The organism is Rheinheimera sp. 4Y26 (genome assembly GCF_025245835.1).
Lineage (GTDB): Bacteria > Pseudomonadota > Gammaproteobacteria > Enterobacterales > Alteromonadaceae > Pararheinheimera.
Genome location: NZ_JAOBWS010000004.1, coordinates 57,869 through 69,828 on the forward strand (window position 1 = coordinate 57,869; position 11,960 = coordinate 69,828).

Annotated in this window: 11 protein-coding genes; 6 read left to right on the plus strand and 5 right to left on the minus strand. The window is 48.1% G+C overall.

Annotated features, from left to right (window positions below; genetic code table 11):
* Positions 1-369: 369 nt before the first annotated feature.
* The 3 genes from N3Z11_RS07025 (at position 370) to N3Z11_RS07035 (ending at position 2,841) form a co-directional block, all read left to right on the plus strand.
* The gene (locus N3Z11_RS07025) at positions 370-1,233 is read left to right on the plus strand and encodes an MBL fold metallo-hydrolase (RefSeq protein WP_260656454.1); all 864 of its coding nucleotides are present in this window, start codon (positions 370-372) and stop codon (positions 1,231-1,233) included.
* Positions 1,234-1,368: 135 nt separating this feature from the next.
* Positions 1,369-1,965, plus strand: coding sequence for a hypothetical protein (locus N3Z11_RS07030; protein ID WP_260656455.1), 597 nt, complete (start codon positions 1,369-1,371; stop codon positions 1,963-1,965).
* Positions 1,966-2,322: 357 nt separating this feature from the next.
* Positions 2,323-2,841, plus strand: coding sequence for a M23 family metallopeptidase (locus N3Z11_RS07035; RefSeq protein WP_260656456.1), 519 nt, complete (start codon positions 2,323-2,325; stop codon positions 2,839-2,841).
* A 67-nt stretch (positions 2,842-2,908) separates the two neighbouring features.
* Here the strand turns inward: N3Z11_RS07035 and N3Z11_RS07040 are convergent, their stop codons facing one another.
* The 4 genes from N3Z11_RS07040 to N3Z11_RS07055 all read right to left on the minus strand — a co-directional run bounded on the left by N3Z11_RS07040 (position 2,909) and on the right by N3Z11_RS07055 (position 7,769).
* Entirely contained in the window at positions 2,909-3,712 is an 804-nt protein-coding gene (locus tag N3Z11_RS07040; RefSeq protein ID WP_260656457.1) for a DUF1338 domain-containing protein, read from the minus strand.
* A 159-nt stretch (positions 3,713-3,871) separates the two neighbouring features.
* Complete coding sequence (gene astD, locus N3Z11_RS07045) at positions 3,872-5,374, minus strand: succinylglutamate-semialdehyde dehydrogenase (RefSeq protein WP_260656458.1); 1,503 nt, start codon at positions 5,372-5,374, stop codon at positions 3,872-3,874.
* Complete coding sequence (astA, locus tag N3Z11_RS07050) at positions 5,371-6,417, minus strand: arginine N-succinyltransferase (protein ID WP_260656459.1); 1,047 nt, start codon at positions 6,415-6,417, stop codon at positions 5,371-5,373. Before astA ends, astD begins: the two co-directional genes overlap by 4 nt.
* Positions 6,418-6,551: 134 nt before the next feature.
* Positions 6,552-7,769, minus strand: a complete 1,218-nt coding sequence (locus tag N3Z11_RS07055) for an aspartate aminotransferase family protein (protein ID WP_260656460.1) — start codon at positions 7,767-7,769, stop codon at positions 6,552-6,554.
* 147 nt (positions 7,770-7,916) lie between these two features.
* Between N3Z11_RS07055 and N3Z11_RS07060 the strand changes: the two genes are divergently transcribed.
* The 3 genes from N3Z11_RS07060 (at position 7,917) to N3Z11_RS07070 (ending at position 11,183) form a co-directional block, all read left to right on the plus strand.
* Positions 7,917-8,345: an Lrp/AsnC family transcriptional regulator gene (locus tag N3Z11_RS07060; protein WP_260656461.1), complete on the plus strand. Its 429-nt coding sequence runs from the start codon at positions 7,917-7,919 to the stop codon at positions 8,343-8,345.
* Between the two features lie 141 nt (positions 8,346-8,486).
* The gene (locus N3Z11_RS07065; protein ID WP_260656462.1) at positions 8,487-10,181 is read left to right on the plus strand and encodes an NAD-dependent malic enzyme; all 1,695 of its coding nucleotides are present in this window, start codon (positions 8,487-8,489) and stop codon (positions 10,179-10,181) included.
* Between the two features lie 375 nt (positions 10,182-10,556).
* Positions 10,557-11,183, plus strand: a complete 627-nt coding sequence (locus tag N3Z11_RS07070; protein ID WP_260656463.1) for a hypothetical protein — start codon at positions 10,557-10,559, stop codon at positions 11,181-11,183.
* Positions 11,184-11,313: 130 nt separating this feature from the next.
* On the opposite strand, the gene N3Z11_RS07075 is transcribed toward N3Z11_RS07070, so the two are convergent.
* On the minus strand, positions 11,314-11,937 hold the full coding sequence (locus N3Z11_RS07075; protein WP_260656464.1) for a hypothetical protein: 624 nt from the start codon (positions 11,935-11,937) through the stop codon (positions 11,314-11,316).
* Positions 11,938-11,960: the final 23 nt, after the last annotated feature.

Below are 11,960 nucleotides of genomic sequence, written 5' to 3' on the forward strand. Positions count from 1 at the left end.
TAAGAGCTTGGTATGACAACTTTATGACAAAAGCCATTTGGATGGCTGTGAGTTTTAAAGATTGGCGTGCTAAAGCGCGGTCAGGGAAGGTTTGCCGCGAGCGGCAGCCTTGGGACTTTATCTTGAGGCGTAGGGATAGTTTTATATTGGGGCTGTGCTGTACAACCTGGCTGTTGTCAGACAGGGGGCTCAGCAATAGCGATTGTTATGCAATATGGGTATATCCTTAGCTCTTTTTGTTATAAATTAACTTTGTTATAGTTGCGCCAGCATCAGCACAGCCGCAGGCGCGGCAAACAACATCTGGCTGCAGACATTATCAAAACGCCGCGCTATCAAATCAGACAGCGCCGGCACAGGAGAGCGACAATGGCGTTGAGCGTAAAAGAGTTTTTTGACAATGATTCAAACACTTATAGTTATGTTGTTTGGTGTGATCAGCGTCTGCAAGCCGCTATTATCGACCCTGTGCTGAATTTTGATGCTGCTTCCGGCCGCACCAGTGTTCAGGCGGCCGATGCGCTCATCGCATTGGTGAAGGAGCTGGGACTGACGCTTTGTTATGTGCTGGAAACCCATGTGCATGCCGACCATTTATCGGCAGCACCTTATATCCGTCAGCAACTCGGCGGACAAACCGGCATTGGCAGCCGCATTGATAAAGTGCAGCAGGTATTTGCCGGTATTTTTCATACTGAAGAAGGCTTTAAAACTGACGGCAGTCAGTTTGATTTATTACTGGACGACGGTGCTGTATTGCCGCTTGGCGAGTTGCAGATCCGGGTGATCCATACCCCCGGCCATACACCAGCCTGCGTTTGTTATCAGATAGCGGATGCGGTTTTTGTTGGTGATACCTTATTTATGCCGGATTATGGCAGTGCCCGTTGTGATTTCCCGGGCGGCGACGCTGCGACTTTGTTCCGGTCAGTACAAAAATTATTTGCTTTACCGGATGATACCCGGATGTTTTTATGTCACGACTATAAAGCCACCGGGCGCAATGAATTTAGTTTTCAAACCACAGTAGGCGCGCAAAAACAGCAGAATATTCATTTGCGCCAGGGTGTCAGTCAGCAGGAATTTGTGGCACTTCGCACAGCGCGCGATGCCACCCTCAGCATGCCAAAACTGTTGTTGCCCTCGGTGCAGGTGAATATGAGAGCAGGGCAGTTACCTCCTGCTGAAGACAATGGTGTGGTGTATTTAAAACTGCCGCTGAATTTATTCTGAGTACAAAAGCGAAGTAAATCAACACGACAGTCGGATACCGAACTCAAGACAGTCATATCAAGACGGTATTCGCAAAACAGTATTAGTAGGGCAAAATCAGCAAGACAAAATCACAGCAGTAAAGAAGGTGTAAGGATGCGCAACAATCATCGTCAGCAGCTGCCACTGCTGGTGTGCAGTGATATTTTTGGCCTCACGCCGGCGTTACAGGCAATGTTTCGCCTCTGGCGCGGGCCTTTGTTGTGGTTATCGCCTTACCAGCAAAGCCATCAGTTTCAACATGACGAGCAGGCTTACCGCTATTTTCTGCAGCAAGGCGGGCTGGACAGCTACCGACAGAAGTTACAACAACTATTACAGAGCCATGCACAAAGCTCCTCAGCGCCCTTGCTGGCGGTTGGTTTTAGTGCAGGTGCTGCCGCGCTCTGGTGTGAGGCCGCTGATATTGAGCCAGGCCTGATTAAGCAGGCGTTTTGTTTTTATGGTGGGCAAATCCGTTTTTACCCAGAGCTGCAACCCAAGTGCCCAACGTCGATGATGTGGGCTAAAGAAAGCCATTTTGATGTGAAGGCGCTGGCACAAACTGTCGCCGCTACTGCCAATGTCAGCAGCAGCTTTTGCCAATATGGTCATGGTTTTATTAATCCAGCTTCAGCGCAGTATCACAAACAAGGCGCGGCTTTTTATCAGCGCTGGTTGCTGCAGCAGTTAACTTTGGCCTGCAATAGCTAAAGCTGCGCATTAAAGGCAGGCCTTTGTTGTTATCTTTCAAATGTCGCTTTTGTCGGAGCGGGCATTTTTTCGGCAAATAGCCACAAAGCAAAGCCGTGGGACTTGTCGGCGTTAAAATTACAGGTAACACTGGTTATCAGATTGTTTTCACTTAGTATTCAGGCTGCTTTGAAAGGTGTTGTGTTGATGCAGACAGAGTTACAGTTCCCGCAGCGTGGCGTTTTTGTAAGGCATTTTGCCCGCTATAAAAAGTCTAAAAACAACATCTGTACTGGCAGATGGTCCGGATGGCCCGCATGGCTAAGAGGGGCAAGAGGGCCAAGAGCGTCAAGTTGGCCTGGATGGATGAGCGCAGCAATGCTCGTGCTGCTCAGCGCCTGTAGTAGTGCACCAGCGCCGGTAGCCAAAGCGTCGCTGCCAGCAGAACCCTCTTTTCGAACTGCACCGGGGCCGGCGCCTTTTGTACACCCGGTGCCGGGCGCCCGTATCAGCTCTGCTTTTGCCAAATATATCGTCAAAAGTCGCAACAGACGCCATCACGGTGTTGATTTTGCCGCACCTAAAGGTACGCCTGTATATGCGGCAAGCTCAGGTGTGGTGCTCAACGCCGATATGGGCAGTATGAGTGATGCTTTTGGTATGGCGGTGCTGATTGAGCATGGTGATAAATTACAAAGCTTGTCGGCGCATTTATCCAGAATTGATGTTGAAATTGGCGACTTTGTGATGGCCGGTCAGCAAATTGGGCTGGTGGGCGCAACAGGCCGAGCCACAGGGCCACATTTACATTTTGAACTCTGGCGCAACGGCCATCCGCAGGACCCACTGCAGTATTTGCCGGCGGAGGCGCAGCGCCAGCGAATTAGTGCACCCTAATGTCGCTATTCAAATACAACAAAAAAAGCGCCCAAAGGCGCTTTTTTACTTTTAATCTAAAACACTGTTAACGGGCGTTAGTGCTTTCAAAAATCTTGTCGGCAGAAGCTGCCACAAAACCTGAGTATAAGCTACCGTCTGAAGTCGGGAAACGACGGGCAAATTCATAAAAACAGCTTGGGATCATGGCGTTGCCGTCAGTAAATTCCACCAGCGCTTCATCGGCCAGCGTTGATGATTGTTTTAACAATACATCTTTGCTGCCTTTAATTTCGCCACCTGAGGTATTCAGCGCAAAACCGGCGTTCTTCAGCGCCTGATTCACAGAATCCAAAGTTTCAAAGTTTTGTAACGCGTTCACCGACACTGTGAAGTGGTTGGCACGGAAGCCCCACACACTCATCCAGGCAGCGTATTCGCTTTCGGCCAGCAGAGTTTTGTAAGTGGTCTGATCAATAGCCCAGTGGCGGCCTGAATACAGGAAGTTATCTGCGGTTACAGCGGCCGGATCCATTTGAGCGACCAAGTCTTTGACGATTTTCTGTAACTGTTCCGAGCATTTTTCCAATAACAACTCAGAGATAAACACTTTCGGCTGGTTAGCGTCCGGGTGTTCATAGTGTTTGGCGTACAGTTTCTTCGACTCGAAGTGGTATTCACCTTTTTCAACATAACCCAGCGCCAGAAAGTGCGCTGCCAGTTTGTCCAGACCAATTTGTGGCAGGTTAAAGGTGCGCAGCGCGATATGATCGTTAATCACGTCGTTTTGCTGTGAAGAGCCGAGCAGAGCATGAATTTTCTGCGCTGAAGGCGTGACCGTCAGATAGTTTTCCCACAGTTTGGCAAATAATTCATTCACATTGGTATGCATGATAAATCCTATATTAAACAGCAATATGGCTACAATTTTTAAAAAGCGGGGCAGTGTAGCTGCCCCGCCTGGGTTTTGCTTTGATCCAGTTAAACTTTTGCGGTGGTTACTGGTTCAGTTGTTTGTTAAATCGCGTCGTTTACTCAATATAGTAATTTACTAAATACTGAGTCCGGGGCTTAAACTCGCTGGTAAAGTCACTGCCTGCGCTTCCACCGACGACACCGGATAAGCACAATAATCTGCCGCATAATAAGCCGATGCTCTGTGATTGCCGCTGGCACCTATACCCCCAAAAGGGGCTGCGCTGGAGGCGCCGGTAATAGGTTTGTTCCAGTTAACAATACCGGCACGGATGCGGGCAAAAAAGTGCTGATAATCGGCTTCATTGTCGGCCAGTAAACCGGCAGACAAACCAAAGGAGGTGTTATTGGCCTCAGCTATGGCAGCGTCGAAGTTGTCATAACGGTACACTTTAAGAAGTGGGCCAAAATGTTCTTCATCCGGCAATGCTTTGGCTTTAGTCACATCAATAATGCCCGGGCTTACAAAAGCAGCACCAGCCGGTAATTGTTTCAGTTCCAGCAAAGACACGCCACCAAGCGCCTGAATATCGGCCTGGGCTTTGACCATACCTGCTGCTGCTTTGGCGCTAATCATGGCGCCATAAAACGGCTGATTGTCAGCAAAAGGATCGGCGACCTGAATATTGGCGGCAGCGTTTAACAGTTTGGCCAGAATGGCATCACCATTGGCTGAGCGTTCAATAAACAAACGACGGGCACAGGTACAACGCTGACCGCTGCTGATAAAAGCTGACTGAATAATGTCATGCACTGCAGCGTCGATATTGGCCACATCTTTGACAATGAGCGGGTTATTGCCGCCCATTTCCAGCGCCAGAATTTTGCCCGGCTGACCGGCGTATTGCTGATGCAAATAATGACCTGTGCCTGAGCTGCCGGTAAAAAATAAACCGTCAATGCCAGGATGGCCTGCCAGCGCTTTGCCTGTGGCTACTTCACCTTGCACCAGGTTAATCACACCGGCTGGTAAACCGGCTTGTTGCCACAGTTGCACTGTGTATTCAGCGACTTTTGGTGTCAGCTCCGAAGGTTTAAACACCACAGTGTTACCGGCAATCAGTGCCGGCACTATATGGCCGTTCGGTAAGTGGCCAGGGAAGTTGTAAGGGCCAAATACCGCCACCACACCATGGGGTTTATGGCGGATAAAAGCACGGGCGCCAGGCATGGGGTTTTCTACTGTGCCGGTGCGCTCGTGGTAGGCTTTAATCGAAATGGCAATTTTGCCGGTCATGGCAGCCACTTCAGTGCGGCTTTCCCATAAGGCTTTACCGGTTTCGGTGGCAATCACGCGGGCCATTTGTTCGGTATTGGCTTTAAGCTGATCAGCAAAAGCTTCCACCACCGTAAGGCGTGCTTCCAGGCTTAACTGTGACCAGCGGTAAAATGCGTCGCGCGCGCTTTGAATAGCAGCATCAACCTGAGCGGCATCTGCACTCTGGCCTTGCCAAATCACGCTGTTATTGGCCGGATTGACTGAGCTGAATAAAGCGCCGGCACCTTGTTGCCACTCACCATTGATAAACTGTACAGCTGTATTCAACGCTGTTGCTTGAGATTGGGTAGGCTGGTTCATTTGGCACCTTTTTCCAGATTTAAATAACGAACAAAATCACCGTTTTGCACTTTCAGTACATCGGCCACTTCGCTGCTCACCAGCAGTACATTCTGCTCGGTGCAAAGTTTTACATCGTCACTGAAGGTGGCACGGAAATTTGCGCTTGAGGTGTTGCAAAGTGCCAGCACCACACCGCCATGGCGTTTTTCGGCATTTTCTTCAATCCGTACTTCAATTTTATGGCTTTGCCGTACCGATTTAATTTGCTTCAGCTGCGCTTCCACTGTCGGGCCAGCGTCAAATAAATCGACATAACCACGGTGGATAAAACCTTCATTTTCCAAAAGTTTTAACGCAGGTTTAGTGTTTTCATGCACTTCACCTATCACCTTTTGCGCCGATTCGGGCAGTAAGCTGACATAAATAGGATGGCGCGGCATTAAATCGGCAATAAAACCTTTATTACCAATACCAATTAAATGGTCGGCTGTTGGGAAGTCGATGCTGAAAAAATAGGTTTGTAACCATTGCCAGAACGGTGGCAGCGCGTTGTCGTCGGCTACTCCGCGCATTTCAGCAATCACCAGCTTGGCAAAACGTTTTGGCTGCTCGGCCATAAACAAAAAACGCACCTTAGATAAAAAGCGGCCATTCAGACCTGCGCGGTAAGGCTCACGCAAAAACAATGTACAAATTTCAGATACACCTGTGTAGTCGTTACACATGGTCAGAACTTCCACCGGATTAAACACATTCAGCTCGTTCGAGTGGTGGATGACGGTACTTTTATGAAAATGGTACAGCGGATTGGTTAAACCGACAGAAGCTTCAATACCTGAGGTGCCGAGAATTTCACCTGTGGTGGTGTCTTCCAGCACAAACAAATAACCCTGATTGCCGGGTTTATCGGTGTCGATGGCAAAACTATGTTCTGAGTGAGCGATTTTTTGTTTGAGTTTCTGCTCATTCACCGGCAGCGATGTAAAGCCAGCGCCTGATTCAATGGCAATTTGCATCAGTGCCGGGTAGTCCGATTGTTGGATCGGGCGGATCAATAACATCTTATGTTGTCCTCAACAGAGCCTGTGTTGCTCATTACAAAGATTTAAAGATAAAAATAAGGGCCGGCGGCTATACAATAAAGCCAAGGCATCAAACCCTGGCTTTAAACCCGATATCTCTGGCCCTTTTCGGATCAACCGGCGTTTTTCGCAGCAACCAGTTTGGCAATGGCCGCTTCAAATTTGGCCATACCTGCTTTGATGTCCGCTTCCGGAATAATTAACGAAGGCGCAAAACGCACCACGTTATAACCGGCCATCAGCACCAATAAGCCTTCTTCGGCAGCAGCCAGCATAAAGTCACGTGATTTGCCGGCGTAATCCGCATTTAATGCTGCACCCACCAATAAACCTTTACCGCGGATGTCGCTGAACACATGGTATTTTTCGTTGATGGCGTGCAGCGCATCTTTAAACAGTTTTTCGCGTGTTTTTACGCCGTTTAAAACTTCCGGAGTGTTCACTGTGTCAAAAGCCGCTAAACCAACAGCACAAGCCAGCGGGTTACCGCCATAAGTACTGCCGTGGGTACCAACTACCAAGTGTTTGGCAATTTCAGTGGTTGTCAGCATAGCGCCAATCGGGAAACCGCCGCCAAGGGCTTTGGCTGTGGTTAATACATCCGGCGTCACGCCTAAACCCATATAGGCATACAGCTCGCCGGTACGGCCCACACCAGATTGCACTTCATCAAATACCAACAGCGCATTGTGCTGGTTACAGAGCTCACGCACACCTTTGATAAATTCAACGGTCGGGCTGATGATACCGCCTTCACCTTGCAGCGGCTCTAATACCACGGCACAGGTTTTGTCTGAAATCAGCGCTTTAAGGCTGTCGAGGTTGTTGTATTCAGCATGATCAATATCAGCCGGCTTTGGACCAAAACCATCTGAATAAGCAGGTTGGCCACCTACAGATACGGTAAACAGCGTGCGGCCGTGGAAACCCTGTTTAAAAGCGATGATCTGGGTTTTTTCCGGGCCATAATTATTCAGTGCAACACGACGCACCAGCTTTAACGCTGCTTCGTTGGCTTCTGCACCGGAGTTGGCAAAATACACTTTTTCAGCAAAAGTGTTATCAACCAGACGTTTAGCCAGCAATAAGGCTGGTTCGTTGGTCATAGTGTTTGATAAGTGCCACAGTTTATTGGCTTGTTCGGTTAAGGCTTTCACTAACGCCGGGTGGCAGTGACCTAAACAGTTCACGGCGATACCACCGGCAAAATCGATAAATTCGCGGCCTTGCTGATCCCAGAGTTTAGAACCTTCACCACGCACCGGAATAATAGGTGACGGCGCATAGTTAGGAACCATTACTTCATCAAATAAACTTCTTGTGACCTGCATTTTTAACCTCTGGATTCAGTTGTAAACCGGTTGTGCCGGTATTCTTTGGGGTATCCCTTATTATATTGAGCAGAACCACCAAAATGCAGTAGCATTATTGACATATTTCATGTTTATTTAGTCAATTTAACGGCGGTGGTAATCAAAATGCTAAGCAAAGAAGACGAGCGGTTACTTTCTATTCTGCGTACCAACGCCAGAACCAGCGTGTCGGATTTAGCCAGATTGTTAAATTTGTCGCGTTCTACAGTGCAAACCCGCATTGCCAGACTGGAACAAACCGGCGTCATTAAAGGTTATGTGGTGGAATATGGTGACAAGTTTGTCAGCACTTTAGTGTCGGCTCATGTGTCTATTAAGGTAAAACAAAAACTCACCACTAAAACCAATGTGGAATTAAAACAAATTCCACAAATTTCAGAACTTTATGCCATCAGTGGTGAATACGATCTCATTGCTGTGGTGCAGGCACAAAGCACAGAGCAGCTGAGTCATTTATTAGATGATATTGGTAACCTGGATGGGGTAGAGCGCACCAATTCTGCGGTGGTACTGGAAACCAAATTTAAGCGTTAGACGTAATAAAACAACAATGTGAAGCAATTGTAGCGCTTTCAGGCAAAAGTCCGACCAGTTCAGTGAAATTTTACTACGAGGCGCTACAACAGGTAAACTCTCTACAATTTTCCGCCAGATGGCCACCAGATCAGGATTTTTATGCGTCAGTCAGAGCAAAATACCCCTTTGTATATTCATTACGCCGGACCGGCATTATTAGAAACACCTTTATTAAATAAAGGCAGTGCTTTTAGCCGTGAAGAGCGTGCTGCTTTTAACCTGACAGGTTTATTGCCACCGCGCTACGAAACTATCGAAGAGCAGGCGGCCCGCGCTTATATGCAATATTCATCTTTTGAAGAGCCGATTAATAAACATATTTATCTGCGCGTGGTGCAGGACAACAACGAAACGCTGTTTCACCGGTTATTGCAAAACCATTTAGAAGAAATGTTGCCCATTATCTATACGCCAACAGTGGGTGATGCCTGTGAGCGTTTTTCTGATATTTACCGCAGCGCCCGTGGTTTGTTTATTTCGTACAGCGACCGCGATCAACTCGATGATGTGCTCAGAAGCGCCACCAAGAAAAAAGTCAAAGTGATAGTGGTTACTGACGGCGAGCGGGTGCTGGGCCTTGGTGATCAGGGCATCGGTGGTATGGGCATTTCGATTGGTAAGTTGTCGCTGTACACAGCCTGTGGTGGCATCAGCCCGGCTTATACCTTACCAGTGTGCCTCGATGTAGGCACCAACAACGAAAAACTGCTGAACGACCCTTATTACATGGGCAACCGTCACCGCCGTATTACAGGTGACGAATACTATGAATTTGTTGATAAATTTATTAAAGCAGTGAAACGCCGCTGGCCCGAGGCTATGGTGCAGTTTGAAGATTTTGCTCAGCCCAATGCCATGCCGCTGTTAAAACGCTACCGCGACCAGATTTGCTGTTTTAACGATGATATTCAGGGCACCGCTGCTGTGACTGTGGGGACTCTACTGGCCGCCTGCCGCTCAAAAGGTCAGAAATTATCCAGCCAGAAAGTGGTCTTTGTCGGCGCAGGCTCTGCAGGTTGTGGTATTGCCGAGCAAGTCATCAGCCAAATGGTGTCTGAAGGCTTAACAGATCCCCAGGCGCGCAGTCAGGTCTATATGGTGGACCGTTTTGGTTTACTCACTGAAGGCATGAGCGATTTACGTGATTTTCAGCAAGCACTGGTGCAACAAAAAGACGCCATCGCTGATTGGTCTTTTAGTGGTGACTATGCCTCGTTGCGCGACGTGATGAACTGCGCCAAACCCGATATCTTGATTGGGGTGTCCGGTGTGGCAGGTTTGTTTACCGAAGCTGTGGTCAAAGCAATGAAAAAGCACTGTGAGCTGCCGATCATTATGCCACTCAGTAACCCTATTAAGCAGATTGAAGCCAGGCCGGAAAAAATTATTGAATGGACAGACGGTAAGGTGATTATCGCGACCGGTAGCCCGTTTAAACCTATTGAATATCAAGGCAAAATTTACCCGATAGCCCAGTGCAATAACAGCTACATCTTCCCTGGTATTGGTCTTGGTGTATTGGCGGTTAAAGCCAAACGCATCAGCGATGAAATGCTCAGAACGGCCAGTGAAACCCTGGCGGCAGCATCACCACTTGCCAACACTGGCGAGGGCGGTTTATTGCCACCACTGACCCAACTTGCTGAACTTTCTAAAAAAATTGCTTTTGAAGTAGCCAAGATTGCGATGCAGCAAGGTCATGCGCTGGAGTTGGATGATGAAAGTTTGCAGAAGAAAATAGACGCCAATTTCTGGAAACCAGAGTACCGCCAGTATAAAAGGGTCAGTAGTTAAGCAGTTATTGGCGATAAGCCGCTGCTTGGCAAAAGCTAAAACAAACTCATCATAGCCGGGTTCAGCCCGGCTCTTTTTTTTGTCAATCTGAACCAGCTGTCATATCGCTGTTTTTTTTTATTAGTGCAGCAGCGGAGCGATTCTCTTTACAAAATAAAGGCTTGTACACAGTACCTTCTAAATAAGGCTTTCTAACTAACGTCTTTTAAACAAAGCTTTTTCACCTGATTTTGACCTTGTTTCATTTGCTGATCGCAATGTGGTTGTGCGGTTTTATCAGTTTATAAAGAAAAAAAACAAACTTTTTCGCTGCGCTCTTCGACTATGTCGTTATGCAAACTTTTTGCAGATTTTTAGCCCAATGCGGAGCCTGTTATGAACAATTTACCCAAACATCTGAAATTTTTTGGTCCTTTGTTGGTTTTGACCATGCTGCAGCTAAGCGCCTGTAGTAACGCCACTGCTACTGCTGTGGCGGACCAATCAGGAATGGACAGTGCCGGAGCGAAGCCACAAAACTCAGGCCGCAGCGGCTATCAGTTGCAGGTTCTCAAAAACTGCAAAGTGTTGTCGGAGCGGGCTCTGAATGCACAGGAGCTGAAGTTATATCAGGAGCTGCAACTTGCCGAGCAGCGTATGAAACAGCTGGAAGCACCACTCAAACAAATGGAAGCGGAACTGGCAACACAAAGCAAAGCGCTTGAGCATGTGAGCCGCCAGATTGAACAGCAGGCCGGGCAGCGTCAGGGACCGGATCCAACACTTCTGCAGGCGCAGGCTGAATTTAGTAACAAAATCAGCGCTGTGGTAGACAGTCATCAGGCTGATATCGACGCACTGAGCTCACAAGGTCAGTACATTGCAACAGTGGCCACAGAATTTGAACAGCTGGTGATAAAACCCTTAGACAAAGGCAGTTATGACCAAATCAGGTTATACCCACAAAACGGTCAGGCGCCGGAGGATTGTCAGCAGGGTATGTTTTTTTCGGCCTCACGCTGATAAAAAACCACCTCCTCTGGAGGTGGTTTTGTTAAAACGAGGGTTCAATCGTCAAAGGTTTTATAACTCAACAGCTAAGTCGCAAAGCCTGCTCTGCAGCAGACTTTACGCACGGCTTAGCTGCAGCTTATCAAGCGACAACTGACGCGCCGGTACGTTTTTTACCTGATACCCGGCGCAGACTCAGCCATAACAGCGGGCAAAGCATTAACAGTGCTGATGGTGGTGCAGGGACTGCCGTTGGATCTGTCACCTGTATATTGATGCCGGCCCAGTTTGGGACCAGCATATTGCCACTTTGACCGAGCAGGCCAAGGTAGCTGTTATCAAGTTCCAGCACAAAATTGCCGGCTTTTTTCACGGTAAATTTAAAGGCGGCTAACACAAATCCTTGTTGCTGCTGCGCCATTAAAAGGTCCAAATCGGCCGCCCAGTCGGCATACTCTTCCAGCGATAACTTGCCGTTGATTAAATCGTGGGCGGAATAAGCATATGAGCCAAAACCATCGTCAAAGCCAGTGCCAAAAGTCCAGCTTTCTAACCAAAGCTGCGCCGGTTGATACTGCAGCGCCAGGAAAAAGCCTGTCAGGGTTTCAGTGGCGTTTTCAACACTAAGCCAGGCGGTTACTGTATCGCCGGTTTGATATTGCTGCTGATCGGTTTCAATACGGATCAGCGCAGCGTTGGACGAGGTGCTCAGAAACAGCAAACAAGCCGTGATGAGCTGACAAAATGTGGTTTTTAATACATTCATTTTTTAAGTTCCTGTTCTAAGTT

What these genes read in the sequence shown, in the direction of transcription:
- N3Z11_RS07025 (WP_260656454.1), top strand. Translation starts at nt 370, where the DNA reads ATGGCGTTGAGCGTAAAAGAGTTTTTTGACAATGATTCAAACACTTAT.
- N3Z11_RS07030 (WP_260656455.1), top strand. Translation starts at nt 1,369, where the DNA reads ATGCGCAACAATCATCGTCAGCAGCTGCCACTGCTGGTGTGCAGTGAT.
- N3Z11_RS07035 (WP_260656456.1), top strand. Translation starts at nt 2,323, where the DNA reads ATGCTCGTGCTGCTCAGCGCCTGTAGTAGTGCACCAGCGCCGGTAGCC.
- N3Z11_RS07040 (WP_260656457.1), bottom strand. Translation starts at nt 3,712, where the DNA reads ATGCATACCAATGTGAATGAATTATTTGCCAAACTGTGGGAAAACTAT.
- astD (WP_260656458.1), bottom strand. Translation starts at nt 5,374, where the DNA reads ATGAACCAGCCTACCCAATCTCAAGCAACAGCGTTGAATACAGCTGTA.
- astA (WP_260656459.1), bottom strand. Translation starts at nt 6,417, where the DNA reads ATGTTATTGATCCGCCCGATCCAACAATCGGACTACCCGGCACTGATG.
- N3Z11_RS07055 (WP_260656460.1), bottom strand. Translation starts at nt 7,769, where the DNA reads ATGCAGGTCACAAGAAGTTTATTTGATGAAGTAATGGTTCCTAACTAT.
- N3Z11_RS07060 (WP_260656461.1), top strand. Translation starts at nt 7,917, where the DNA reads ATGCTAAGCAAAGAAGACGAGCGGTTACTTTCTATTCTGCGTACCAAC.
- N3Z11_RS07065 (WP_260656462.1), top strand. Translation starts at nt 8,487, where the DNA reads ATGCGTCAGTCAGAGCAAAATACCCCTTTGTATATTCATTACGCCGGA.
- N3Z11_RS07070 (WP_260656463.1), top strand. Translation starts at nt 10,557, where the DNA reads ATGAACAATTTACCCAAACATCTGAAATTTTTTGGTCCTTTGTTGGTT.
- N3Z11_RS07075 (WP_260656464.1), bottom strand. Translation starts at nt 11,937, where the DNA reads ATGAATGTATTAAAAACCACATTTTGTCAGCTCATCACGGCTTGTTTG.